The 25,076-nt window shown below is 75.0% G+C and carries 19 protein-coding genes; 1 reads left to right on the top strand and 18 read right to left on the bottom strand.

The genetic code is table 11. The features are described 5' to 3' along the window. The 17 genes from ACI79I_RS05905 to ACI79I_RS05825 all read right to left on the bottom strand — a co-directional run bounded on the left by ACI79I_RS05905 (window position 1) and on the right by ACI79I_RS05825 (window position 22,871). Window positions 1–885 carry an acyl-CoA thioesterase gene (locus ACI79I_RS05905; RefSeq protein WP_456991359.1) on the bottom strand — a complete coding sequence of 295 codons (885 nt, stop codon included), beginning with the start codon at window positions 883–885 and terminating at the stop codon, window positions 1–3. Then, window positions 882–2,297, bottom strand: coding sequence for a pyruvate kinase (pyk, locus tag ACI79I_RS05900; protein ID WP_456991358.1), 1,416 nt, complete (start codon window positions 2,295–2,297; stop codon window positions 882–884). Before pyk ends, ACI79I_RS05905 begins: the two co-directional genes overlap by 4 nt. Before the next feature lie 217 nt (window positions 2,298–2,514). Next, a complete protein-coding gene (locus ACI79I_RS05895) occupies window positions 2,515–4,005 on the bottom strand; it encodes a glutamate synthase subunit beta (RefSeq protein ID WP_456991357.1) in 1,491 nt (496 codons plus the stop codon). Beyond that, entirely contained in the window at window positions 3,998–8,689 is a 4,692-nt protein-coding gene (gltB, locus tag ACI79I_RS05890) for a glutamate synthase large subunit (RefSeq protein WP_456991356.1), read from the bottom strand. The genes ACI79I_RS05895 and gltB overlap by 8 nt, the downstream gene beginning before the upstream one ends. Window positions 8,690–9,009: 320 nt before the next feature. Next, the gene (gene lgt / locus ACI79I_RS05885) at window positions 9,010–9,981 is read right to left on the bottom strand and encodes a prolipoprotein diacylglyceryl transferase (RefSeq protein WP_456991355.1); all 972 of its coding nucleotides are present in this window, start codon (window positions 9,979–9,981) and stop codon (window positions 9,010–9,012) included. Next, the gene (gene trpA, locus ACI79I_RS05880) at window positions 9,978–10,775 is read right to left on the bottom strand and encodes a tryptophan synthase subunit alpha (RefSeq protein WP_456991354.1); all 798 of its coding nucleotides are present in this window, start codon (window positions 10,773–10,775) and stop codon (window positions 9,978–9,980) included. Before trpA ends, lgt begins: the two co-directional genes overlap by 4 nt. Next, on the bottom strand, window positions 10,772–12,121 hold the full coding sequence (gene trpB, locus ACI79I_RS05875; protein ID WP_456991353.1) for a tryptophan synthase subunit beta: 1,350 nt from the start codon (window positions 12,119–12,121) through the stop codon (window positions 10,772–10,774). The genes trpA and trpB overlap by 4 nt, the downstream gene beginning before the upstream one ends. Window positions 12,122–12,194: 73 nt before the next feature. After that, a complete protein-coding gene (trpC, locus tag ACI79I_RS05870; RefSeq protein WP_456991352.1) occupies window positions 12,195–13,004 on the bottom strand; it encodes an indole-3-glycerol phosphate synthase TrpC in 810 nt (269 codons plus the stop codon). A gap of 128 nt (window positions 13,005–13,132) precedes the next feature. Continuing rightward, window positions 13,133–13,768 (bottom strand): Trp biosynthesis-associated membrane protein, encoded by a 636-nt coding sequence (locus tag ACI79I_RS05865; RefSeq protein ID WP_456991351.1) that lies wholly within the window; start codon window positions 13,766–13,768, stop codon window positions 13,133–13,135. A gap of 70 nt (window positions 13,769–13,838) precedes the next feature. Further along, window positions 13,839–15,347: an anthranilate synthase component I gene (locus ACI79I_RS05860; protein ID WP_456991350.1), complete on the bottom strand. Its 1,509-nt coding sequence runs from the start codon at window positions 15,345–15,347 to the stop codon at window positions 13,839–13,841. Beyond that, window positions 15,334–15,708 (bottom strand): phosphoribosyl-AMP cyclohydrolase, encoded by a 375-nt coding sequence (gene hisI / locus ACI79I_RS05855; RefSeq protein ID WP_456947485.1) that lies wholly within the window; start codon window positions 15,706–15,708, stop codon window positions 15,334–15,336. The genes ACI79I_RS05860 and hisI overlap by 14 nt, the downstream gene beginning before the upstream one ends. 36 nt (window positions 15,709–15,744) lie before the next feature. After that, a complete protein-coding gene (locus ACI79I_RS05850; RefSeq protein WP_456991349.1) occupies window positions 15,745–16,419 on the bottom strand; it encodes a hypothetical protein in 675 nt (224 codons plus the stop codon). Between the two features lie 157 nt (window positions 16,420–16,576). Beyond that, window positions 16,577–18,229: an FAD-binding dehydrogenase gene (locus tag ACI79I_RS05845; protein WP_456991348.1), complete on the bottom strand. Its 1,653-nt coding sequence runs from the start codon at window positions 18,227–18,229 to the stop codon at window positions 16,577–16,579. Window positions 18,230–18,239: 10 nt separating this feature from the next. Beyond that, window positions 18,240–18,752 carry a hypothetical protein gene (locus ACI79I_RS05840; protein ID WP_456991347.1) on the bottom strand — a complete coding sequence of 171 codons (513 nt, stop codon included), beginning with the start codon at window positions 18,750–18,752 and terminating at the stop codon, window positions 18,240–18,242. Window positions 18,753–18,781: 29 nt separating this feature from the next. Further along, entirely contained in the window at window positions 18,782–19,231 is a 450-nt protein-coding gene (locus ACI79I_RS05835; protein WP_456991346.1) for a hypothetical protein, read from the bottom strand. Between the two features lie 53 nt (window positions 19,232–19,284). Further along, window positions 19,285–21,099 carry an ABC transporter ATP-binding protein gene (locus ACI79I_RS05830; protein ID WP_456991345.1) on the bottom strand — a complete coding sequence of 605 codons (1,815 nt, stop codon included), beginning with the start codon at window positions 21,097–21,099 and terminating at the stop codon, window positions 19,285–19,287. Further along, a complete protein-coding gene (locus ACI79I_RS05825) occupies window positions 21,096–22,871 on the bottom strand; it encodes an ABC transporter ATP-binding protein (RefSeq protein WP_456991344.1) in 1,776 nt (591 codons plus the stop codon). Before ACI79I_RS05825 ends, ACI79I_RS05830 begins: the two co-directional genes overlap by 4 nt. Before the next feature lie 104 nt (window positions 22,872–22,975). Here ACI79I_RS05825 and ACI79I_RS05820 point away from each other — a divergent pair, with 104 nt between their 5' ends. Continuing rightward, window positions 22,976–23,578, top strand: coding sequence for a TIGR03085 family metal-binding protein (locus tag ACI79I_RS05820; RefSeq protein WP_456991343.1), 603 nt, complete (start codon window positions 22,976–22,978; stop codon window positions 23,576–23,578). A gap of 12 nt (window positions 23,579–23,590) precedes the next feature. On the opposite strand, the gene ACI79I_RS05815 is transcribed toward ACI79I_RS05820, so the two are convergent. Further along, window positions 23,591–24,997, bottom strand: coding sequence for an FAD-binding oxidoreductase (locus ACI79I_RS05815; RefSeq protein WP_456991342.1), 1,407 nt, complete (start codon window positions 24,995–24,997; stop codon window positions 23,591–23,593). Window positions 24,998–25,076 lie beyond the last annotated feature (79 nt).

The raw sequence follows: 25,076 nt of genomic DNA, 5'->3' as shown, positions 1-25,076 counted from the left end.
TCAGCGCCCGACCGGGCGCAGCAGGCCCTCCTGGGCGACCGTCGCCACGTGCGTGCCGTCGGCCGTCCAGATGCGCCCGAAGCAGAGGGCGCGGCCGCCGCTGGCGGCGGGGCTGTCGGTCTCGTAGAGGAACCAGTCGTCGGCCCGCACCGGCGCGTGGAACCACACGGCGTGGTCGAGGCTGGCGCCGGCGTAGCGGTCCTGCCAGCCGCCCACGCGGGCGAGCCCGGCCCCCAGCAGCGTGAGGTCACTGACGAAGGTCAGCGCCGCCGCGTGCACCGCCGGGGCGTCGGGCAGCCGGCCCGAGACCCGCATCCAGACCCGGGTCGAGGTGTCCGGCGGCTGCTTGGCCACGCCGGCGAACGGGTCCTCGAGCAGCCGCTGCTCGACCGCCCGGCCGATCTCCAGCGCGCCCGAGCCCTGCTTGCCGTGCCGGGCGGCGACGTCGGCCAGGGAGGGGAGCTCCTCGGGCGCCGGGACGTCGGGCATCGGCAGCGAGTGCTCGACCACGGCCGGCTCCCCCGCGTGGAAGTCGGCGGTCAGCGCGAAGATCGCGACGTCCTCGCCCTTGCGCCGCTGGCAGCCGATCACCCGCCGGGTGGTGAACGACCGGCCGTCGCGGATGCGGTCGACGGCGTAGCGGATCTCCTCGTGCGGGTCCCCCGGCCGCAGGAAGTAGGCGTGCAGGGAGTGCACGCCGCGCTCGGCCGGCACCGTCCGCCCCGCGGCCATGAGCGCCTGCCCGGCCACCTGCCCGCCGAAGATCCGCTGCAGCCGACTGGTCGGCGTCTGGCCGACGAAGACGTCGGGTTGCCGCTCCTCGAGGTCGAGCACCTGCAGGAGCGAGGCGGCCTGGCTGTCGCCGTCCCCCGCCCCCGCGCTCACGAGTCGGTCCCGACCTCGTGCACCCGGATGAGGTTGGTGGACCCGACGGTGTTGGGCGGGCTGCCGGCCACGACGACGACGCGGTCGCCCTCGCGGAGCCGGCCGATCGACAGCAGCGAGAAGTCCACCTGCCGGACCATGTCGTCGGTGTGCGACACCTCCGGCACCAGGAAGGTCTCCACCCCCCACGACAGCGCGAGCTGGCTGCGCACCCGCGCGTCGACGGTGAAGGCCAGCAGCGGCTGGCGGGGGTGCAGGGCGGCCAGCCGCCGGGCGGTGTCACCGGTCTGCGTGAAGGTGGCCAGCGCCTTGACGTCGAGGGACTCGCCGATGTCGCGGGCCGCGCGGACGATGGCGCCGGAGCGGGACCGCGACTTGCGCACCAGCTCCGGAACGCGGACGGTGTCGCTCTCGACCGCGTCGATGATCCGCTCCATCGTGCGGACGGCGGCGATGGGGTAGCGGCCGACCGAGGTCTCCCCCGACAGCATGACCGCGTCGGCCCCGTCCAGGACGGCGTTGGCGACGTCGGAGGCCTCCGCGCGGGTCGGCCGCGACGAGCTGATCATCGACTCCAGCATCTGGGTGGCCACGATGACCGGCTTGTTGCGCTCGCGGGCGGCCTGCACGGCGCGCTTCTGCACGAGCGGGACCTTCTCCAGCGGGAGCTCCACGCCGAGGTCGCCGCGGGCCACCATGACCCCGTCGAAGGCCTCGACGATCGCCTCGAGGTCCTCCACCGCCTCGGGCTTCTCCAGCTTGGCGATGACCGGGACGAAGACGTCCTCCCGGCGCATGATGTCGCGCACCAGCTCGACGTCGGCCGGGGAGCGGACGAACGACAGCGCCACGAAGTCCACCGACAGGTGCAGGGCGAAGCGGAGGTCCTCCTCGTCCTTCTCGGACAGCGCCGGCACGCTCACCGCCACACCCGGCAGCGAGAGGCCCTTGTTGTTGGAGACCTCGCCGCCCTCGACGACCAGGCACCAGACGTCGGGGCCCTCCACGCCGACCACCGACAGCGCGAGCTTGCCGTCGTCCACCAGGAGGCGGTCGCCCACCTTGACGTCGGCGGCCAGGCCCTTGTACGTCGTCGACACCCTCTCGGCGGTGCCCTCGACGTCGTCGACAGTGATGCACACCCGGCTCCCGGTCTCCCAGAGCACCGGCCCGTCGGTGAAGGTGCCGAGGCGGATCTTCGGGCCCTGCAGGTCGGCGAGGACGGCGACGGCGTGACCGGTCCGGTCCGACGCCTCTCGGACCAGCTTGTAGGCCCGCTCGTGGTCGGCGTGCGCGCCGTGGCTGAAGTTCAGCCGGGCGACGTCCATGCCGGACTCGACGAGGGCGGTGACCTGCTCCAGGGAAGAGGTCGCCGGCCCGAGCGTGCAGACGATCTTGGCGCGACGCGACATGCCGCAAACGCTATCCGCCGCGACCCGGTCGCGTGCGCCCGACCTCTGTGAGCGCTCACATGTGCACCAGGAGCCACTCCAGGGCGAGGGTCCGGCGCGCCTCCTGACGACTCGGGGCCGGGTCCCGCGCGGTGCGGGCCCGGCCCCGAGTGGGCGGTGGCCCCGTCCCGAGGCCCACCCCGAGCGTGCGAGGGGTGAGCAGGACGGGGTCCTCCTGCTAGCGCAGGGCGACCGCGGTCGGCGTGATCGGTCGCGGCAGCATCGACGCACCGGTCAGCCAGCTGTCGACGGCGCCGGCGGCGGCCCGGCCCTCGGCGATCGCCCAGACGATCAGCGACTGGCCGCGACCCATGTCACCGGCGACGAAGACGCCGGGGACGGTCGACATGAACTCGCCGTCGCGGGCGACGTTGCCGCGACCGTCGATCTCCACGCCGAGGGCGTCGAGCAGGCCCTCGCGCTGCGCGCCGGTGAAGCCCATGGCGAGGAACACCAGGTCCGCCGGCAGCTCGCGCTCGGTGCCCTCGACCTTCTGGAACCGGCCGTCGACGCGCTCCACCTCGTGGATGAGCAGCGCGCGGACGTTGCCGTCGTCGTCGCCCAGGAACCGCTCGGTGTTGACGCTGTAGAGCCGCTCCCCGCCCTCCTCGTGGGCGCTGGAGACCCGCATGACCATCGGGTAGGTCGGCCACGGGTTGCTGGACTGGTCCCGGCGGTCCGGCGGCGCGGGCATGATCTCCAGCTGGGTCACCGAGAGGGCGCCCTGCCGGTGCGCGGTGCCGAGGCAGTCCGCGCCGGTGTCGCCGCCGCCGATGATCACGACGTGCTTGCCGTGGGCGTTGATCGGCGGATCGTCGAGCTCACCCAGGGCCTGCCGGTTGCCGAAGGGCAGGTACTCCATCGCCAGGTGGATGCCGCGCAGCTCCCGGCCGGGCGCCGGCAGGTCGCGGCCGACGGTGGCGCCGCCGGAGAGCACGACGGCGTCGTACTCGGCCCGCAACTGCTCGGCGGACAGGTCGCCCTCCCCGCTGCCGCCGACCTCGACCCCCGTCACGAACCGGGTGCCCTCGGCGCGCATCTGGTCCAGCCGCCGGTCGAGGACGGCCTTCTCCATCTTGAACTCGGGGATGCCGTAGCGGAGCAGCCCGCCGACGCGGTCGGCCCGCTCGTACACGGTCACCTCGTGCCCGGCGCGGGTCAGCTGCTGGGCGGCGGCCAGGCCGGCCGGCCCGGAGCCGACGACGGCGACCTTCTTGCCGGTGTGCTCCTGCGGCGGGACCGGCGTGACCAGGTCCCGCTGGAACGCCTGGTCGACGATCTCCCACTCGATCTGCTTGATCGTGACCGGCGACTCCTGCAGGTTCAGCACGCACGAGCCCTCGCACGGCGCCGGACACAGCTTCCCGGTGAACTCCGGGAAGTTGTTGGTCGCGTGCAGCCGCTCGATGGCCTCGGTCCAGTCGTCGCGGCGGGCGAGGTCGTTCCACTCCGGGATCAGGTTGCCCAGCGGGCAGCCGTGGTGGCAGAACGGGATGCCGCAGTCCATGCACCGCGCCGCCTGCTGCCGCACCGCGGCCACGGGGAAGACGGCGTCCTCACCGCTGTCCCGGGTGAGGTAGACGTCCTTCCAGTCCAGGATCCGGACGTCGACCGGACGGCGCGGGGGCAGCGCCCGGTCGTGCTTGAGGAAACCGGTCGAGTCAGCCACGTGCGGCCTCCATCAGTGCCTTGTCCACATCCGTGCCGGCGGCCTCCGCGGCCCGCCGGGCCTCGAGCGCGCGACGGTAGTCGCGCGGCATGATCACGCTGAACCGCTCCGACCAGCGGCCCCAGTCGGCCAGCAGCGCCGCGGCCACCGGCGACTCGGTGTCGGCGGCGTAGCGGACCAGGACGTCGCGCAGCCACTGCGCGGACCCGCCGTCCAGCGGCTCGACGTCCACCATCTCGCTGTTGACCCGGTGGCGGGGCAGGTCGAGGACGTAGCCGATGCCCCCGGACATGCCGGCCGCGATGTTGCGGCCGGTGGCGCCGAGGATCACCGCGCGCCCGCCGGTCATGTACTCCAGGGCGTGGTCGCCGACGCCCTCGACGACGGCCAGCGCGCCCGAGTTGCGCACGCAGAACCGCTCCCCGACCCGGCCGCGCAGGAAGATCTCGCCCCCGGTCGCGCCGTAGCCGATGACGTTGCCGGCGATGACGTTGTCCTCGGCGGCGAAGCCGGCCTCGCGCGCCGGCCGGACGACGATCCGCCCGCCGGAGAGGCCCTTGCCGACGTAGTCGTTGGCGTCCCCGAACAGCCGCATGGTGATGCCGCGCGGCACGAAGGCGCCGAAGGACTGGCCGGCCGACCCGGTGAAGGTCAGGTCGATCGTGCCGTCGGGCAGGCCCTCGCCGCCGAAGCGGCGGGTGACCATCGAGCCGAGCATCGTGCCCACGGTGCGGTTCACGTTGCGCACCGGCAGCTCGAGGCTGACCGGGCGGGCGTCGAGCAGCGCACCCTCGCACAGCTGGATGAGGGTCTGGTCGAGCGCGACGTCCAGGCCGTGGTCCTGCTCCCGGACCCGGTGCAGCGGCGCGCCCTCGGGCAGCTCGGGCACCGCGAGCATCGGGGTGAGGTCCAGGCCCGCGGCCTTCCAGTGGTCGACCGCCTTGCGGGTGTCGAGCAGCTCGGCGTGGCCGATGGCCTCGTCGAGGGACCGGAAGCCCAGCTCGGCCAGGTACTGGCGCACCTGCTCGGCGAGGAACTCGAAGAAGGTGACCACGAACTCCGGCCGCCCGGTGAACCGCTTGCGCAGCTCCGGGTTCTGGGTGGCCACGCCGACCGGGCAGGTGTCGAGGTGGCAGACGCGCATCATCACGCAGCCGGAGACGACCAGCGGAGCGGTGGCGAAGCCGTACTCCTCGGCGCCCAGCAGCGCGGCGATGACCACGTCGCGGCCGGTCTTCATCTGCCCGTCGCACTGCACGACGATGCGGTCGCGCAGACCGTTGGCGAGCAGCGTCTGCTGCGTCTCGGCCAGGCCCAGCTCCCACGGCGAGCCCGCGTGCTTGAGCGAGGTCAGCGGCGCCGCGCCGGTCCCGCCGTCGTGCCCGGAGATCAGGACGACGTCGGCGTGGGCCTTGCTCACGCCGGCCGCGACCGTGCCGACCCCGACCTCGCTGACCAGCTTGACGTGGACCCGCGCCTGGTTGTTGGCGTTCTTCAGGTCGTGGATCAGCTGCTTGAGGTCCTCGATCGAGTAGATGTCGTGGTGCGGCGGCGGGCTGATCAGGCCGACGCCCGGCGTCGAGTGCCGGGTGCGGGCCACCCACGGGTAGACCTTCTGGCCGGGCAGCTGGCCGCCCTCGCCGGGCTTGGCCCCCTGCGCCATCTTGATCTGGATGTCGTCGGCGTTGACCAGGTACTCGCTGGTGACGCCGAACCGGCCGCTGGCCACCTGCTTGATCGCCGAGCGGCGCAGGTCGCCGTTCGGGTCGGGCTGGAAGCGGTCGGGGTCCTCGCCGCCCTCACCGGTGTTGGACTTGCCGCCCAGCCGGTTCATGGCGATCGCGAGCGTCTCGTGCGCCTCCTGCGAGATGGAGCCGTAGCTCATCGCGCCGGTCGAGAACCGCTTGACGATCTCGCTGACCGGCTCGACCTCCTCCAGCGGGACGGGCGGGCGCACACCGGTGCGGAGGGAGAACAGCCCGCGCAGGGTCGCGGCCTCCTCCGACAGCTTGTCGACGGTGTCGGTGTAGCGCTGGAACACGTCGAACTGCCGGGCCCGGGTGGCGTGCTGGAGCAGGAACACCGTCTCGGGGTTGAACAGGTGCACCTCGCCCTCGCGGCGCCACTGGTACTCGCCGCCGGTCTCCAGCCGGCGGTGCGCCCGCTCGGTCGGGTTCTCGGGGTAGGCGCGGCGGTGGCGCATGGCCACCTCCTCGGCGAGGACGTCGATGCCGACACCGCCCAGCGGGCAGGAGGTGCCGGTGAAGTACTCGTCGACGACCTCCTGGGACAGGCCGACGGCCTCGAAGATCTGCGCCATCGTGTACGAGCCGACGGTGCTGATGCCCATCTTGCTCATGACCTTCAGGACGCCCTTGCCCAGCGCCTTGACGACGTTGCGGTTGGCCTGGGCGGCCTCGATGCCGGTGAGGTCGCCGGCGCGGATGAGGTCCTCGATCGACTCGAAGGCCAGGTACGGGTTGACCGCGGCGGCGCCGTAGCCGAGCAGCAGGGCGACGTGGTGGACCTCGCGGCAGTCGCCGGACTCGACGACCAGCCCGACCTCCATGCGGGTCTTCTGCCGCACGAGGTGGTGGTGGACGGCGGCGGTCATCAGCAGCGACGGGATCGGGGCGCGCCTCTCGTCGCAGTCGCGGTCGGAGAGCACGATGATCCGGGCGCCGGCGGCGATCGCCTTGCTCACCTTGGCGCGCAGCTGCTCGATCGCCTCGGCGAGGGCCGCGCCGCCGCCGGTGACGTCGAAGTGGCCGGTGATCCGGACGGCGGCGTACCCGGGCAGGTCGCCGTCGTCGTCGATGTGCAGGATCTTGGCCAGCTCGTCGTTGTCGATGACCGGGTAGGGCAGGAACACCTGCCGGCAGGACGCCGGGGTGGCGTGCAGCAGGTTCTGCTCCGGGCCGAAGGTGCGGCCCAGGCTGGTCACCAGCTCCTCGCGGATGGCGTCCAGCGGCGGGTTGGTCACCTGGGCGAACAGCTGCCCGAAGTAGTCGTAGAGCAGCCGGGAACGGTCCGACAGGGCCGCGACCGGGGTGTCGGTGCCCATCGAGCCGATCGGCTCGGCGCCGGACGAGGCCATCGGGGTGAGCAGGACCCGCAGGTCCTCCTCCGTGTAACCGAACAGCTGCTGCCGGCGGACGACGGAGGCGTGGCTGGGCCGGGCGCGGCGGCGCTCGGGCAGCTGGGGCAGGTGCACCAGGCCGGCGTGCAACCAGTCCTCGTAGGGGTGCTCGGCCGCGAGCGCGCCCTTGACCTCCTCGTCGGAGACGATCTTCCCGGCGGCGGTGTCCACCAGGAACATCCGGCCCGGCTGCAGCCGGCCCTTGGCCACCACCTCGGAGTCGGGGATCTCCAGGACGCCGACCTCGCTGGCCAGCACCACCAGGTCGTCCGTCGTGTGCCACCAGCGGCCCGGGCGCAGCCCGTTGCGGTCGAGGACGGCGCCGATGAGCGTGCCGTCGGTGAAGGCCACCGCGGCCGGCCCGTCCCACGGCTCCATGATCGAGGAGTGGAACCGGTAGAAGGCCCGGCGGGCCGGGTCCATCTCGTCGTGGTTCTCCCACGCCTCCGGGATCATCATCAGCACCGCGTGCGGCAGTGAGCGCCCGGACAGGTGCAGCAGCTCGAGGACCTCGTCGAAGGTCGCCGAGTCGCTGAAGTCGCTCGCGGTGACCGGGAAGATCCGGTCCAGCCCCAGCTCGGACGCCGGACCGGCCGGGCCGTCGAACAGCGCCGTCTCGAGCTTGGCCTCGCGGGCCCGCATCCGGTTGCGGTTGCCCTTGATGGTGTTGATCTCGCCGTTGTGCGCGATCAGCCGGAACGGGTGGGCCAGTGGCCAGCTCGGGAAGGTGTTGGTGGAGAACCGGCTGTGCACCAGCGCGATCGCCGACTCGTAGCGCTCGTCGCGCAGGTCGGGGAAGAACGCGGGCAGCTGGTCGGTGGTCAGCATGCCCTTGTAGGTGATGGTCCGGGCCGACAGCGAGGCGATGTAGAGGGAGCTGCCCGCCTCCGACGCGGCCCGCTCCGCCCGCTTGCGCAGCACGAAGGAGCGCCGCTCCAGCCGGGTGACCCCGTTGACCGCGACGTTCCCGCCGAACGCGGTGGCGTCGGCGCGGGCGCCCATGGTCTCGGCCACGAACAGCTGCGCGAAGTGCGGCATCACCGCGCGGGCGGTCGGGCCGACGTCCGCGCCGTCCGGGTCGACCGGCAGCTCGCGCCAGCCGAGGACGGTCAGGCCCTCCTCGGCGGCGAGGCGGGCGACGTCCTCGACCCGGGCGGCGCGCTCGGCCTCGTCGACGGGGAGGAAGGCGATGCCCACGGCGTACTCGCCCTGCGGGGGCAGGTCGAAGTCGACCTCGGCGCGCAGCAGCGCGTCGGGGATCTGGGTCAGGATGCCGGCGCCGTCACCGGAGTTGGGCTCCGAGCCAGCCGCACCCCGGTGGTCGAGGTTGTGCAGCGCGGTCAGGCCGGCGGCCACGATCCTGCGGGAGCGGCGCCCCTGGACGTCGGCGACGAAGGCGACGCCGCAGGCGTCCTTGTCGTTGGCCGGGTCGTACAGGCCCGCGGCGGCGGGGACCGCCGAGAAGGGGACGGCGGTCCCGCGGGCGGCGGGGGGCACCGTGCCGGAGGCGGGAGAACCGGTGGCGGGGGCGGGGATCTCGGGCATGTCACTCCCGTCGTCGGCGCACCGTCCGGGGCCGTCGGCGGTGACGGGCGGACGGGGGGCGGAGGGCCCGGGGCCGGTGGTCAGAGGGCGGAGGGGCGGCACTGCGGGAGAGCCGGGAGCAGGGGGATCCGTGGATGGACCTGTCCAGCTCTGGCTCGCGAGCCTCGGGGGTGGTGCCCTCGGGGCTGTCGTCCGCGGGGCGGCACTGGCCCGGTTCCGACGCAGGTGACCCCACCAGGATCACTGGGAGGTCTGGGAAGGAGGGTACACAGCCGTAACACGAGCCTCACTCGGTCAAACCCCGCTGCGGCGCGTCGTCCTCAGGTTCCCTTCCGGCGGAGCGGATCGGCCCCACCAGCGGCTTCGTCCCCCGCGTCCGCCGCACCGTCCGGAGCGGCCGTCGCAGCGGTGGAGCCGGGCTCGGCGCGAGGGGCGGAGGTGTCGGGGATCTCACGTCCGCGGGTGATCACCTCGCGGGGGCGGCCGCGCTGCCAGACCAGGTAGGCCACCGCGAGCAGGCCGACGATCACGGCGGTGAAGACGTTCAGCCGGACCCCGAAGAAGGTCTCCGCGGGGTCGGTGCGCAGCAGTTCCACCCACAGCCGCCCGGCGCAGTAGCTGGCCACGTAGAGGGCGAAGGCGCGGCCGTGGCCGAGGCGGAACCGCCGGTCGGCCCAGATGACCAGCGCCGCCGCGGCGAGGTTCCACAGCAGCTCGTAGAGGAACGTCGGGTGGAAGGTGCCCAGGACGACCGGCTGCCCGTCGGGGCCGACGACCGCGCCGGTGCCGTTCCACTCGTAGATGGTCAGCCCCCACGGCAGGTCGGTGGGACCGCCGTAGAGCTCGTTGTTGAACCAGTTGCCGAGCCGGCCGATCGCCTGGGCGACCAGCAGCCCCGGGGCGAGGGCGTCGGCGAAGGCGGGCAACGGGATGCCGCGGCGGCGGCAGGCGATCCAGGCCCCCACCCCGCCGAGGGCGATGGCCCCCCAGATGCCTAGCCCGCCCTCCCAGATCGCGAAGGCGCGCAGCGGGTCCCCGCCCTCGCCGAAGTAGGGGCGCGGGCTGGTCACCACGTGGTAGAGCCGGCCGCCGACGATGCCGAAGGGCACGGCCCAGACGGCGATGTCCAGGACGTCGCCCTCCGCTCCCCCGCGGGCCCGCCAGCGCCGGTCGGTCAGCCAGACGGCGGCGACGATGCCGGCGATGATGCACAGCGCGTAGGCGCGGATGGGCAGCGGGCCGAGCTCCCAGACGCCCTGCGTGGGGCTGGGGATGGCCGCGAGCGCGCTCATGCGGCGCTCCGGCGGCGGACGCCGTCGGCCAGCTCGGCGGCCAGCGCACGGACGCCGTCGGGGCCGGAGCCCTCGAGCAGCGCGCGCACGAACGCCGACCCGACGATCACGCCGTCGGCGAAGGCGGCGACCTCGGCGGCCTGCGCGGCGTTCGAGACGCCCAGGCCGACGCACACCGCCAGGTCGGGAGCGACCGCACGGGTCCGCGCGACCAGCGTCTCCGCGGCGTCGCTGACCGTGGCCCGGGTGCCGGTCACGCCCATCGTGGAGGCGGCGTAGACGAACCCCCGGCAGGAGGCGGTGGTCATGGCCAGCCGGGCGTCGGTGGACGAGGGTGCCACCAGGAAGACCCGGTCGAGGTCGGCCCGCTCGGCGGCGGCCAGCCACTCCCCGGCCTCGTCGGGGATCAGGTCGGGGGTGATCGCCCCCGCTCCCCCGGCCGCGGCCAGGTCCGTGGCGAACCGCTCGACGCCGTAGCGCTCGATGGGGTTCCAGTAGCTCATGACCACCGGCACCGCGCCCGCGGCGGCGACCGCCTCGACGGCTCGCAGCACGTCCCGCATCCCGACCCCGGCCCGGACGGCGACGTCCACGGCCTGCTGGATCACCGGCCCGTCCATGCCCGGGTCGCTGTAGGGGACGCCGACCTCGACGACGTCGGCCCCACCCTCGACGGCGGCGACCATGGCCGCGATCGAGTCGTCCACGGTGGGGTACCCGACCGGCAGGTAGGCGACCAGCGCCGACCTGCCCTCTGCCCTCGCCTTGCCGATCGTGTCCGCCAGGGCGCTCACGCCGTCTCCCCCGCGTCCTGGCCGGCGACCGCGTCGCCGGACGTCACGGCACCCTCGGTGGGGTGCTGGTCGGTGTCCAGCCCCGGTCCCGGGTCGACCTCCTCGCGGTCGCCCAGCCCGAACCAGCGCGACGCCGTCTCGACGTCCTTGTCGCCACGGCCGGAGAGGTTGACCAGGAGCAGCGCGTCCGCCCCCAGCTCCCGGCCCAGGGCGAGCGCCCCGGCCAGGGCGTGCGCGGACTCGATCGCCGGGATGATCCCCTCGGTCCGGCACAGCAGCGCGAACGCCTCCATGGCCTCGGCGTCGGTGACCGCCCGGTACTCGGCCCGGCCGATGTCGTGCAGGTAGGAGTGCTCGGGGCCCACACCCGGGTAGTCCAGGCCGGCGCTGATCGAGTGCGACTCGATGGTCTGGCCGTTGTCGTCCTGCAGGAGGTAGGAGCGGGCGCCGTGCAGCACGCCCGGCGACCCGCCGGTGATCGTGGCCGCGTGCCGGCCGGTCCCCACACCGTCGCCACCGGCCTCCAGGCCGACCAGGCGGACGTCGGCGTCGGGCACGAAGGCGGTGAAGATGCCGATCGCGTTGGAGCCACCGCCCACGCAGGCCAGGACGGCGTCGGGCAGCCGGCCCTCCCGCTCGAGCACCTGGGCCCGCGCCTCGTCGCCGATGACCCGCTGGAAGTCGCGGACCATCTCCGGGAACGGGTGCGGCCCGGCCACGGTGCCGAACACGTAGTTGGTGGTCTCCACGTTGGTGACCCAGTCCCGGAACGCCTCGTTGATCGCGTCCTTGAGCGTGCGCGAGCCGGTCGTGACCGGGATGACCTCGGCACCGAGCAGCCGCATCCGGGCGACGTTGAGCGCCTGGCGGCGGGTGTCCTCCTCGCCCATGTAGACGGTGCAGGACAGGCCCATGAGCGCCGCCGCCGTCGCGGTGGCGACCCCGTGCTGCCCAGCGCCGGTCTCCGCGATCACCCGGGTCTTGCCGATCCGCTTGGTGAGCAGCGCCTGGCCCAGCACGTTGTTGATCTTGTGCGAGCCGGTGTGGTTGAGGTCCTCGCGCTTGAGCAGCACCCGCGCCCCGCCCGCGTGCGCGGCGAACTTCGGCACCTCGGTGACCGGGCTGGGCCGGCCGGTGTAGTCGCGCTGCAGCCGCGCGAACTCCTCCTGGAAGGCCGGGTCCACCCGCATGGCGGCGTAGGCCTCGGTCAGCTCGTCGAGCGCGGCGATGAGGGCCTCGGGGACGAAGCGGCCGCCGAAGACGCCGAAGTGGCCGGTGGCGTCGGGCCAGCCCGGGCGCGCCGGAAGGAGCTGGTCCTCGGGCTGCGGTGGGCTGGTCGTCGTCATGCCCCCAGCGTAAGGACCTCCCTGCCCCCCACCGCTCACAGGCTCGCGGCGGGTCCCTGCGGGGAGGCCGGCCTCAGCGGCTCGTGCGGGGCGTCGCGGGGTGGGAGCCGGCGGTGACCAGGTCGGCGACCGCCTGGCGGGCGTCCCCGGCGGTGACCAGGCCCTCGCCCACGAGCACCGCGTCGGCACCGGCAGCGGCGTAGGAGATGAGGTCGTGCGGCCCGCGCACGCCGGACTCGGCGACCTTGACCACCTCCGACGGCAGGCCCGGGGCGATCCGCTCGAAGGTGGAGCGGTCCACCCGCAGGGTGGTCAGGTCACGGGCGTTGACGCCGATCACCGAGGCGCCGGCGTCGAGCGCGCGGTCGGCCTCGGCCTCGGTGTGCACCTCGACCAGCGCGGTCATGCCCAGGGACTCCACCCGCTCCAGCAGCCCCACGAGGACGTTCTGCTCCAGCGCGGCCACGATCAGCAGGACGACGTCGGCACCGTGGGCCCGCGCCTCGTGCACCTGGTAGCTGGTGACCACGAAGTCCTTGCACAGGATCGGCACGTCCACCGCGGCGCGGACGGCGGCGAGGTCGGCGTGCGTGCCGCCGAACCGGCGCCGCTCGGTCAGCACGCTGACCACCCGGGCGCCGCCGTCGGCGTACTGCGCGGCCAGCACCGCCGGGTCGGGGATGTCGGCCAGCGCGCCCTTGGACGGGCTCTGCCGCTTCACCTCGGCGATCACGCCGACGCCGGGGGCGCGCAGCGCGGCGAGGGCGTCCAGCGCCGGGCGGGTGTCCCGGGCGGCGGCCTTGACCTCCGCCAGCGGCGTCACCGCCTCGCGCGCGGCGAGGTCCTCCCGGACCCCGGCGACGATCTCGTCGAGCACGGACACGCGTCCTCCCCGCTGGAATCGTCGGCCTCGCCGTTCGCGGCCCGGTCGGGGGACCACTCTAGAGGCGACAGGAGTCCCGGCCTCCCGCGGGGCTGTCCCGGGCGGTTTGCCGCTCGGGAGCCGGGTAGTCAGCGGGGTTCGGGCCCGCCGGGCGCCGGGTCGGTGGGGTCCTCGCCCCGGTCGAGGGCCCGCCAGGCGTCCAGGGCGCGGTCCTCCTCGGACCGCGCGCGGACCGTCTCCCGGGCCGCGACGGCGCCGGCCGGACGCTCGTAGCGGCGGCCCATGCCGGGCCAGCCCCGGCCGCGGAGGACCGTGAGCACCCCCGCGAGGACCGCGGCGACGCCGGCGAGGAGGGCGAGCACCGGCCAGGCGGGGTGCACCTCGACGGTGAGCCCGCCGCCGCTGCCAGCGCCGACCGCGCCGGCCACGGCGGACCGCACGTCACCGGCCAGCGGGCGCAGCCCCGACCAGCCCAGGACCCCGCCCGCGACGGCCACCAGCAGGCCCACGACGACCCGGCCCGCTCCGCGGACGGCCAGCAGCGCGACCGCCGCGGCCAGCAGCAGCAGGCCGGCGGCGGGGACCAGCGGCGCGAAGGCCCCCCCGGTCAGCTCCTCGGTGACCGGCGGCAGCGGTGCGGGGCGCTGCAGGGTCGCGGTGACCCAGGTCTGCCCGCCGGTGGACAGCGCCAGCCCGCCGGCGACCGCTGCCGCGGCGACGGTGGCCCCGAGCTCCCGCCGTGCCGACCCGCTCACGGAGCCCACGGCCCGGCTCCGCGCAGCGCTCCGCACCTCGCTCGCCGGCGCTCGCTGTCGGGCGTGCGCCGCTGTCGGCTCACGGGAGCTCCCGCATCCCCTCGGCCGTCGCGATCGCCGAGAGCACGGCGCGGGCCTTGTGCCGGGTCTCGGCCTCCTCCGTCGCGGCGTCGCTGTCGGCGACGACCCCGGCGCCGGCCTGCACGTAGGCCCGGCCCTGGTGCAGCACCGCCGTGCGGATGGCGATCGCCATGTCCAGGTCGCCGCTGGCGTCCAGGTAGCCGACCGTGCCGGCGTAGAGCGCGCGGCGGGTGGGCTCCAGCGACTCGATGATCTCCATCGCCCGCGGCTTGGGGGCACCGGACACCGTGCCGGCCGGGAACGTCGCGTCGAAGACGTCGAGCGCGTCCCACTCCGGCGCGACCTCGCCCGCGACGGTCGACACCAGGTGCATGACATGGCTGTAGTGCTCGATCCGCATGAAGTCGGGCACCTCGACGGTGCCCGGCACGCACACCCGCCCCAGGTCGTTGCGGGCGAGGTCGACCAGCATGACGTGCTCGGCGCGCTCCTTGGGGTCGGCCAGCAGCCCCTCGGCCAGCCGCACGTCCTCGTCGGGCGTGGCGCCGCGGGGCCGCGTGCCGGCCGGCGGGTGGACCACGGCCGAGCTGCCGGTCACCGTGACCAGCGCCTCGGGCGAGGAGCCGACCACGTCGAACGGCGTCTCCCGGCCCGCGAAGCGCAGCAGGTACATGTACGGCGAGGGGTTGGTCGCGCGCAGCACCCGGTAGAGGTCCAGCGCGTCGACCTCGGTCGGCGTCTCGAAGCGCTGCGAGAGCACCACCTGGAAGGCGTCGCCGGCGCGGATGTGCTCGCGCACCCGCTCGACGCCGTCCTCGAAGACGCCCGGCGCCATGTTGCTGACCACCGGCGGGAGCTCGGCGGTGGCGAAGGTGGCGACCCCGGGCGGCACCGCCTTCGTGAGGTCGGCGGCCATCGCGTCGATCCGGGCCACGGCGTCGTCCCACCCGGTGCCGGGCTCCCCCTCCCCCCGCACCGCGTTGGCGATGAGCAGCACCGACCCGTCGGTGTGGTCGAGCACGGCCAGGTCGGTGACCAGCATGAGCGCGAGCTCGGGCATGCCCAGGTCGTCGACGCTGGTCACCGGCAGCCGCTCCAGCCGCCGGACGACGTCGTAGCCGAGGTAGCCCACCAGGCCACCGGTCAGCCGCGGCAGGCCCGGGGTGCGCGGCGAGCGGAGCCGGCGGGCCAGGGTGCGGACGGCGTCCAGCGGGTCGGCCGGCAGGTCGTCGGTCAGCCCGGGGAGCTCCTCCCCCAGCCACTCGGTGACGCCGTCCCGCTCGGTGAGCACCCCGGCGCTGCGGACGCCCACGAAGCTGTACCGGCTCCACTGCTTGCCCTGCTCGGCGGACTCCAGCAGCACCGTGCCCGGCCGGTTGCCGGCGAGCTTGCGGTAGATGCCGACCGCGGTCTCGGCGTCGGCGAGCAGCCGCCGGGTGACCGGGACCACCGGTTGGTCGAGGGCCGCGAAGTCCTCCCGGCTCGGGGACGTCTCACCGAGCCGCACGGGACACCTCCAGCTCCCGGTGGAAGCAGCTGCGCTCGCCGGTGTGGCAGGCCGGGCCCTCCTGGTCGACGAGCACCAGCAGGGCGTCGCCGTCGCAGTCCAGCCGCACGTCGCGCACCCACTGCCGGTGTCCGGAGGTCTCGCCCTTCACCCAGTACTCCTGCCGGCTGCGCGACCAGTAGGTGGCCCGGCCGGTGGTCAGCGTGCGGCGCAGCGCCTCGTCGTCCATCCAGGCGACCATGAGCACCTCGCCGGTGTCGTGCTGCTGGACGACGGCGGCGACCAGGCCCGCGGCGTCGCGGCGCAGCAGGTCGGCGACGGCGGGGTCCAGGGCGGACTCGGCGGCGGGGACGGCGGACATGCCTCCGATCGTCCCACCCGGCGGCGCCCGCCCCGGTCACCGGCTCGGCGCCGCCCCCTCCTCCGGGGCGCCGGCGAACCAGACCCGGGCCGGCCGGCTGTTCGCCAGGCCGAGCGCGACCGCCGGCGGGGCGGCGAAGCAGAGGATGCCGACGAGCACCACCGCCGACGGGCCGGAGCCGATCGCCGCGCCGGACAACCCCTCCAGCCGCAGCCACCAGTACGCGGCGAGGGCGACCTGCACGGCCAGGGCGGCGACGAGCGTCCAGCGGGCGGCCGCGCTGCGCCGGTTCAGCGCCAGGACCCCGGCGACGACGAGGGCGACGACCGACGCGAGCTGCACCCCGGCCACGGTGGTGGCCTCGGTGGCCAGGGCCCCGGCGTCCGCGGGGAAGCCGACCTCGCCCTCGGCGAGGGTGAACACCGAGGCGAGCAGGAACACGTAGGCCGAGGCGAGCGCCACCACGCCCGCCTGCACGAAGGCGAGCACCGCGGCGGCGACCACCTGCCCCGGCCGCCGCGGGCCGCGCGGCGGGACCGCCCACGGCGTGCCGTACGGCGCGGGCCAGCCGTGGGCCGGGAGTGCCCCGTAGGCCGGCGGTGCGCCGTACTGCGGCGTCCAGGCCGGGGCGGTCGGCGGCGGGCCCGCGTAGGGGGCGCCCGGCTCGGTCTCCGTCGCCGGGTCCGACCACGGGCTCCGCGGCTCGGTCACAGCATCCCCCGTTCGACCCCGCACTCGATCCGCTCCTCGGTCCACGCCGTCGATCGCCTCCGCGGTCGCTCCGCTCCTCGCTCGCTGGCGCTCCCTGCGATGCTCACTCCCTGTCGGCTCCAGGCATCTCCCCGCGATGTCCCCTCGCGCGTCGTCCTCACAGCTGCGCGGCCAGGGCCCGGCCGGCCACCCGCCCCGAGAACAGGCAGCCGCCGAGGAAGGTGCCCTCCAGCGACCGGTAGCCGTGCATCCCGCCGCCGCCGAACCCGGCGACCTCCCCGGCCGCGTAGAGGCCGGGGAAGACCTCGCCGCCGGGACGCAGCACGCGGCCGGACAGGTCGGTCTCCAGCCCGCCGAGCGTCTTGCGGGTGAGCAGGTTGAGCCGCACGGCGATCAGCGGGCCGGCCTCGGGGTCGAGCAGCCGGTGCGGCGGGGCGACGCGGATGAGCTTGTCGCCGAGGTAGTTGCGGGCGCCGCGGATGGCGGTGATCTGCAGGTCCTTGGTGAAGGGGTGCCCGACCTCGCGGTCACGGCACACGATCTCCGCCTCGACGGTGGCGAGGTCCAGCTCCGGCGTCCCGCCGGTGACCCGGTTCATGCCCGCGACCAGCTCGGGCAGCGTCCGGGCGACGACGAAGTCCTCGCCCCGGTCGAGGAAGGCCTGCACCGGCCCCGCCACCCCGGCCTTGACGCGGTTGAGCAGGAGCCTGACGTCCTTGCCGGTGAGGTCGGGGTTCTGCTCGGACCCCGACAACGCGAACTCCTTCTCGACGATCTTCTCCGTCGCGACGAACCAGGTGTGCTCGTACCCGGTCTGCCCGATGTGGGCCAGCGTGCCCAGGGTGTCGAAGCCGGGGAACAGCGGTACGGGCAGCCGCTTCCCGGTGGCGTCCAGCCACAGGGACGACGGGCCGGGGAGGATCCGGATGCCGTGCTGGGCCCACACCGGCGAGTGGTTGGCGATGCCCTCGGTGTAGTGCCACATCCGGTCGCGGTTGACCAGGTGCGCGCCCGCGGCCTCGGTGGCCTGCAGCATCCGGCCGTCGACGTGCGCGGGCACGCCGGAGAGCAGCCGCCGGGGCGCGGGGCCGAGCCGGGCCGGCCAGTTCTGGCGGACCAGCTCGGGGTTGCCGCCGATGCCGCCGGAGGTGACGACGACGGCCTGCGCCGTGAGCTCGAAGGGCGCCACCTCGGTGCGCGAGCTGGCCTCGCCGCGGGCCACGTCGCTGGCCTCGAGGACCGCGCCGCGGACCCCGGTGACCGCGCCGTCGCTGACGACCAGCTCGTCGACCCGGTGGCGGAAGCGCAGCTCGACCAGCCCCCGCTGCACCGCGGCGCGCACCCGGCGGGCGAAGGGCTCCACGAGGCCCGGGCCGGTGCCCCAGACGATGTGGAAGCGGGGCACCGAGTTGCCGTGACCCGTGGCCGTGTAGCCGCCCCGCTCGGCCCAGCCGACCACGGGGAAGAACCGCACGCCCTGCTCCCGCAGCCACGCCCGCTTCTCCCCCGCGGCGAACTGCAGGTAGGCCTCGGCCCACCGGCGCGGCCAGTGGTCCTCCTCGCGGTCGAAGGCGGCGGTGCCGAACCAGTCCTGGCGGGCGAGCTCGAGCGAGTCGCGGACGCGCAGCCGGCGCTGCTCCGGCGAGTCGACGAGGAACAGCCCGCCGAAGGACCACCAGGCCTGGCCGCCGAAGGAGGCCTCCGGCTCCTGCTCGAGCAGCACCACCCGCTTGCCCGCATCGGCCAGCTCCGCGGTCGCGACCAGCCCGGCCAGCCCCGCCCCCACCACCACGACGTCCGTCTGCGACACGGTCGGCACGCTAGCGGGCGCGGGCTGCCCGACGCGGCCGCTCGGGCGGTCGCGTCGCCCGGCCGGGGCGGGTCCACTCCCGGATCGGGCGGCGGAGGGTCAGCGCCAGGCAGCCGATCGGGCCGGCCAGCAGCAGCACCGCCCACCACATCGCCGAGCCGCCGCCCAGCAGCCCGAAGACGACGACGAGCCCGATCAGCGCGAGCAGCGGCGGCACCGCGGCGCCGGCGAGGACCAGCCACCCGCGCCTCCGCCCGAGCCACACCGCCACCGCGCCGGCGACCGCCCAGACCGCGAGCACCAGCGGCGCCAGCACGTACCAGTGCCAGCCGCGGTCGGGTGCCCACAGCAGGTAGGACAGGTAGACGTCCTCGGCGGCCACCAGCACCCCGAACACGGCGGCGAAGGGCGCGAGCAGCGGGCGCTCCACCGGCGCCGCCGACGTCCGGACCGGCGCGGGACGCGGGGCCGGGCGGGGCGAGCGCCGGACCGCCGCCCGGCTGCGCGAGGAGGACGACGCCATGTCCGCAGCGTAGGAGGGCGAGCTGGGCGTCAGCCGGGCGCCGCGGAGGCGCGCCGGGATCTCCCCGCAGTCCACCGGCGGACCCGCGGCGTGAGCGCCAGCGCCGCCGCCAGCACGGGCAGGGCCACCAGCATCAGCGGCCACGCCGGGCTCCCGGCGTCCTCCCGGGTCGCGGCCACGACGACCGCGCCGGTGAGCACGGCCACCGGCAGGACCGACAGCACCAGCGGCAGCCAGCCCCGGCGCAGCAGCAGCCACAGCGCGCCGGCCAGCTGGACCACCGGGGCGAGCAGGAGCAGGTAGGTCCACGGGTCGGGGCCGCTGTCGGCCGACAGCCCGCCCAGCGCGACGGCGAAGACGGCGACGAAGAGGAGCGGCACCGCACCGAGGATGCCGAGGACGCCGGCGGCGAGGGCGAGCCCGGGCGTCCGCGGGTCCGACGGAGGGACGCCGCCCGCCCGGGCGGGATGGGAGGACACGCTGCGCAGGCTAGGACGCCGCGGCCGGTCCCGGTGGCCCGGCGGCCGCGACCTCAGCCGGCCGGCTGCGGCTCCCCCGTCGACGAGCGTCGCCAGGAGGCGTGCAGCCGGGCGTAGGGGCCCTCGGCGTCGACCAGCTCGGCGTGCGTACCGCGCTGGACCACCCGGCCGGCGTCGACCACCAGCACCTCGTCGGCCCGCTCGGCGGTGGACAGCCGGTGCGCGATCGTGAGCGTCGTCCGGCCCTCGGTGAGGGTGTCGAGGGCGTGGGTGAGCCGCCGCTCGGTGGCCGGGTCCACGGCACTGGTGGCCTCGTCGAGGACCAGCAGGTCGGGGTCGGCGACGTAGGCGCGGGCGACGGCGACCAGCTGCCGCTCGCCGGCCGACAGCGACTCCCCCCGCTGTCCGACCGGCGTCGCCACCCCGCCGGGCAGGCCGGAGACCCAGTCGCCCAGGCCCAGCTCGTCGAAGGCGGCCCGCACGTCGTCGTCGGACTGGCCGGGCCGGCCGTAGCGCACGTTGTCGGCGACGGTCGCGTCGAACAGGAACCCGTCCTGCGGCACCATGACCACCCGCTGCCGCAGCGACGCGAAGGAGACCTCGTCCAGGGGGACGCCGCCCAGCAGCACCCGGCCCTCGGTCGGGTCCATCAGCCGGGTGACCAGCTTGGCGAAGGTCGTCTTCCCCGAGCCGGTCTCGCCCACGATCGCCACCCGGCGGCGGGGGGCGATCGCCAGGTCGACGTCGTCGAGCGCGGGGCGGGCCTCCGGCGCGTAGCGGAAGGTGACGTGCTCGAACCGCACACCCAGCGGCCCCGGAGGCAGCAGCCGGGCGCCCGCGGGGTCGCTGACCGCGGGGTCGCGGACGTCGGGCTCGGTCTCGAGCACGTCGAGGACACGGCGGAAGCCGGCGACCGCGTTCTGCGCCTCGTTGAGCACCTCGCTGGCCGTCTGCACCGGCGCCACGAACAGCGTCACCAGGAACAGGAAGGCCACCAGCGTGCCGGCGGTCAGGTCGCCACCGATGCCGAGCAGGACGCCGACGACGACCACCGCGGCGTTGGCGACCGCGGCGACGAACTCACCGGTGACGAACACCGCGGCGGTGGTCTGCTGCGCGCGGACCTGGGCGCGGTAGTGCCGGGCGATGGCGCGGTCGATGCGGGCGGCGGTGCGGTGGCGGATGCCGTAGGCCCGCACGGTGGGGGCACCGACGACCGACTCGGAGACGGCGGCCAGCACGTCGCCCACCCGCTCCCGGACCACGCCGTAGACCACGGCCAGGCGCTGGGCGAAGAAGCGGACGGCGAAGCCCAGCGGCACGAAGCAGACCAGCACCAGCAGCGTGAGCTGCCATGAGTAGACGGCCATGACGACGGTGGCGACCAGCAGCTGGCCCAGGCTGACCACGCCGAGCACGCCGCCCCACTGCATGAACGTGGAGAGCTGGTCGACGTCGCTGGTGACCCGGGAGACCAGCGATCCCCGCCGCTGCCCCTGCTGGTGCAGCACGGAGAGGTCGTGGACGTGGCGGAAGGCCCGCGCCCGCAGCCCGGCCAGCGCGGTCTCCGTCGTCCGGAACAGCCGGACGTTCATCCGGTAGACCGCGACGGCGGTGACCACCACGACGGCGGCGCACACCAGCACCAGGTCGCGCACCAGGTCGAGGTCGGGGCCGCCGGGGCCGGACAGGCCGCGGTCGATCACCTGCTGGACGGCGATCGGCACGACCACCCGCCCGGCCGTGGCGACCAGCGCGAGGGCGAAGGTGGCCGGCAGCCCGCGGCGGAACTCGGGCATCATCCGCAGGCCCCGGCGCAGGGTCGCGAACGCGCCCTCCTCGCGGTGCTCGGCGACGACGGTGCTCATGCCGCCACCTCCGTCTGCGCGTAGGCGCGCACCAGCGCGGCGTAGCCCGGCACCGACGCGAGCAGCTCCTCGTGGCTGCCGCGGGCGAGCACCCGGCCGTTCTCCAGCCAGACGACCTCGTCGGCCAGCGCGATCGTGGCCTGCCGGTAGGCGACCACCACCACCGTGGAGGGGTGGTCGGCGGCGCGCAGCGCGTCGAGGATGCGGGCCTCCACGGCCGGGTCGACCGCGCTCGTGGCGTCGTCGAGGACCAGCAGGCGGGGCTGGCGGACCACCGCGCGGGCCAGCGCGATCCGCTGCCGCTGCCCACCGGACAGGGTCGCGCCGCGCTCGCCGACCCGGGTGTCGAGCCCGTCGGGCAGCCACCGCACGAACTCGTCGGCGGCGGCCACCCGCAGCGCCGCCCACAACTCGTCGTCGGTGAGGTCGGCGCCGAGGGTGACGTTGCCGCGGACGGTGTCGTCGAACAGGAAGGTGCCCTGCGGCACGAACGCCGCCGCGGCGCTGACCTCCCCCTCGCGCAGGGCGCGCAGGTCCACCCCGTCGAGCAGGACGGCGCCGGTGCCGGGGTCGACCAGCCGCACCAGCAGGCCGGCGAGTGTCGACTTGCCCGAGCCGGTCGGCCCGACGACGGCGACGGTGCTCCCGGCCGCCACGTCGAAGGTGATGCCCGAGAGTGTGGGCCGCTCGGCGCCGTCGAAGCCGAACCCGACGTCCCGCAGCGCCAGGGCCGCGCCCCCCGCACCGGCCGGGGCCGCGTCGTCGCCGTGCGGGGTCTCCCCGGTGGCGTCCAGGACCGGGGTCACCCGGTCGAAGCCGGCCAGCGCGCGCGGCAGGTCGGCGAGCACCCAGCCGATCGCGCGGATCGGCAGCGCGAGCAGGGTGAACAGGTAGGCGATGGAGACCAGGTCCCCGGCGTCGGCCGCGCCGTCGGCCACGCGGCCGGCGCCGATGAGCAGCACCGCGAGGGTGCCCAGGTTGGGCAGGGCCTCCATGAGCGGGTCGAACAGCCCGCGCACCCGCCCGACGGCGACCAGCCCGTCGCGCAGCTCCTCGGCGCGGGCGGTGAAGCGGGCGGTCTCGACGTCCTCCCGGCCCAGGGTCTTGACCACCAGGGCGGCGTCGAAGCTCTCGTGCGCGATCTCGCTGACCTCGGCGCGCAGCTGCTGGGCCCGGGCCATCCGCGGGCTCATCACCTGGGAGTAGACGGCGTTGACCGCGAAGACCAGCGGGAAGACGACCAGGCCGACCAGCGCGAGCCACGGGTCGGTGGCCACGAGCGCGACGACGGTGATGCCGATCATCACGACCGCGCCGCAGGCGAAGGGCAGCGGCGCGACGAAGAACCAGGCGGCCTCGACGTCGGAGTTGGCGTTGGACAGCAGCTGGCCGGTCGGGTGGCGCTGGTGCCACGACAGCGGCAGCCGCAGGTACTGGCCGGTGACCCGGCGGCGGTAGTCGGCCTGCAGCCGGTAGCCCATGATCCCGGCGAACAGGCGCCGCCCGAGGATGCCGAGGATCTTCAGGACGGCGACGGCGAGGATGGCGACCGAGGCGAGGGTGAGCGCGGCCGCGGTGGTCGCGCCGTCGGCGAAGGCGGGGAGGACCACCCGCTCGGTGACCTCGCCGATGACGTAGGCGCTGGCGACGGTCATGCCGCCGTAGAGGCTGCTGGCCAGGAAGGCCAGCGTGAACATGCCGGGCTGCTCGGCGATCGCGCGCCCGACGTGGCGCATCCCTCGCCGGACCACGGCGTCTCGGCGGCGGGGCACAGCTCTCCTCTTCTCGGCGGCGGGGGCGGTGACCTCGATGCTACTTAGAGTCGCTAACGGACACCTCCGGTTTCCCGGACCCGCCTGACCGGTAACCCCGGACGGTGACCGCCTCTTCCCGGCCGCTGGCCGCCCGCGAGCGCGCCGCCCTCGCCGACCTCCTCGAGGAACTCGGACCGGACGCGCCGACCTGCTGCGCGGGGTGGACCACGCGGCACCTGGCCGCGCACCTGGTGGTGCGCGACCGGCGCCCCGACGCCCTCCCCGGCTTCGGCGTGGAGCAGCTCGGGGTCGCCCGGCCCCTGACCGCCTGGTCGCACCGGCTGGAGGACCGGGTGCGGGCCTCGACCCCCTACCCGGAGCTGGTGGCGAAGGTCCGGGCCGGGGCGCCGGTGTGGTCGCCGATGGGCTGGCCGGTCGTCGGCGACGCCGTCAACGGCGCCGAGTTCGCCATCCACCACGAGGACGTCCGCAGGGCGCAACCGGGCTGGGCCCCGCGCTCCCTGCCGCGGACCGACGCCGACCAGCTGTGGCGCGCGGCGACCTTCTTCGCCCGCCGTCGGCCCGGCGGCGTGGTGCTCCGGCGCACCGACACCGGCGCCGAGCACCGGGCGGGCGCCGGGGGGACCACGGTGGCCGGCGAGTCGCTGGAGCTGCTGTTGTGGGCCGCCGGCCGGGAGGACGTCGCCCGGGTCACGCCGTCCTGAGCCCGGCCCACGTCATCGCGCGCGGGGCCGCGGGACCCGACCGGACGGGACGATGTTCTGGTTGAGGCAGAACAGGTTGTCCGGGTCGTAGCGGTCCTTGAGAGCGACCAGGCGGGCGTACTTCTCCGGCCCGAAGGCGGCACGGACCCGGTCGGGGCCCTCGTCGCCCAGGAAGTTGAGGTAGGCGCCGGCGGCTGCGTACGGCTTCAGCGCCCCGGAGAGCTCGCGGGTCCAGGCGATGTTCCGCTCGTCGTCAGCCGGGTCGGGCCACATGCTCAGGAAGTGGACGTTCCACGGCGCGTCCCGCAGGTCGAACGCCGTCGCCTCCCGCGGGACCCGTGCCGGCGCACCGCCACCGGGGACCAGGATGACCTGGGTCAGCGGGGAGGGCACCTCGGCCGTCCGCGTCGCGGCTGCCTCGATCGCCTCGTCGGGCAGCTCCCGCAGGAAGTCCGCCGTCCACCAGTTGCGCATGCCTGCGGGATAGGCCGCGTCGAGCATCCGCTGGATCGCCGTGTACGGCATCGGCTGCACCATGGTGACCACCGGCGCGCCGTGCTCCAGGAGCGGCCGCAGGACACTCCGCGCCTCCTCCACGTCGCCGGTGTGGACCACGATCACCCCCACCGCGGGACGACCCCGGGCCGCCTCGGGCACGAACGGCTCCGGCGGGGCGGAGAGGAGAGCCGCCCCACCGCCGACCTCGTCCGGCGCCTCGGCGATGAACTCGCGGTAGTGCCGGATGACGTCGACGGCGTCCTCGTGCCGGTACAGGAGCATGCCGCCGAGGATCACCGGGCCCAGCCGGTGCGCGCGGAAGTCGAACCGGGTGACCACGCCGAAGTTGCCGCCGCCACCCCGGAGTGCCCAGAACAGGTCGGGTTCGTGGTCGGCGTCCACCTCGAGGACCTCGCCGGCCGCCGTCACGACCTGGGCGCCGACCAGGCTGTCGCACGTGTAGCCGAACGTGCGCTCCACCCAGCCGCTGCCGCTGCCGAGCGTGAGGCCGCCGACCCCGGTCGAGGACACCCGCCCGCCGGTCACCGCCAGTCCGTGCTCCTGCGTGGCCGCGTCGAACTGCGCCCAGGTGGCGCCGCCCTCGGCGCTGACCCAACGGTCGGACACGCGGACCTGCACGCGGTTCATCGGCCGCAGGTCGAGCATGAGCCCGGCGTCGCACACTGCGTGGCCCACGACGCCGTGCCCGCCGCCGTGCACCGCCAGGGGCAGGCCGGCGTCGCGCGCGTGCACCACCGCGGCCACCACGTCGTCGGTGCCGGTGCACCGGGCGATCAGGGCGGGCGAGCGGTCGACCATGCCGTTGAAGACGTGCCGGGCGTCGTCGTAGCCGGGGTTCCCGGGACGTAGCACCTCACCCCGGAAGCCGCGGATGCCGGACTGCACGGTGGGAGTGGCCATCGCTGTCTCCTGCGGAGAGCGGAACGGGGTCCTCAGGTTCCCACCGCGACGCGGCCCCGGAGATGGTCCTACGTCCCGG

Source organism: Geodermatophilus sp. SYSU D01105, from assembly GCF_054050095.1.
The sequence above is the reverse complement of the archived record's forward strand: the minus strand, read 5'-3'. Positions and strand labels throughout refer to the sequence as shown.

Excerpts from the sequence above, each read along its gene's own strand:
- lgt (WP_456991355.1), bottom strand. The coding sequence starts at position 9,981 with ATGAGCGCGCTCGCGGCCATCCCCAGCCCCACGCAGGGCGTCTGGGAG.
- pyk (WP_456991358.1), bottom strand. The coding sequence starts at position 2,297 with ATGTCGCGTCGCGCCAAGATCGTCTGCACGCTCGGGCCGGCGACCTCT.
- ACI79I_RS05840 (WP_456991347.1), bottom strand. The coding sequence starts at position 18,752 with ATGGCGTCGTCCTCCTCGCGCAGCCGGGCGGCGGTCCGGCGCTCGCCC.
- trpB (WP_456991353.1), bottom strand. The coding sequence starts at position 12,121 with ATGACGACGACCAGCCCACCGCAGCCCGAGGACCAGCTCCTTCCGGCG.
- ACI79I_RS05830 (WP_456991345.1), bottom strand. The coding sequence starts at position 21,099 with ATGAGCACCGTCGTCGCCGAGCACCGCGAGGAGGGCGCGTTCGCGACC.
- ACI79I_RS05815 (WP_456991342.1), bottom strand. The coding sequence starts at position 24,997 with ATGGCCACTCCCACCGTGCAGTCCGGCATCCGCGGCTTCCGGGGTGAG.
- gltB (WP_456991356.1), bottom strand. The coding sequence starts at position 8,689 with ATGCCCGAGATCCCCGCCCCCGCCACCGGTTCTCCCGCCTCCGGCACG.
- hisI (WP_456947485.1), bottom strand. The coding sequence starts at position 15,708 with ATGTCCGCCGTCCCCGCCGCCGAGTCCGCCCTGGACCCCGCCGTCGCC.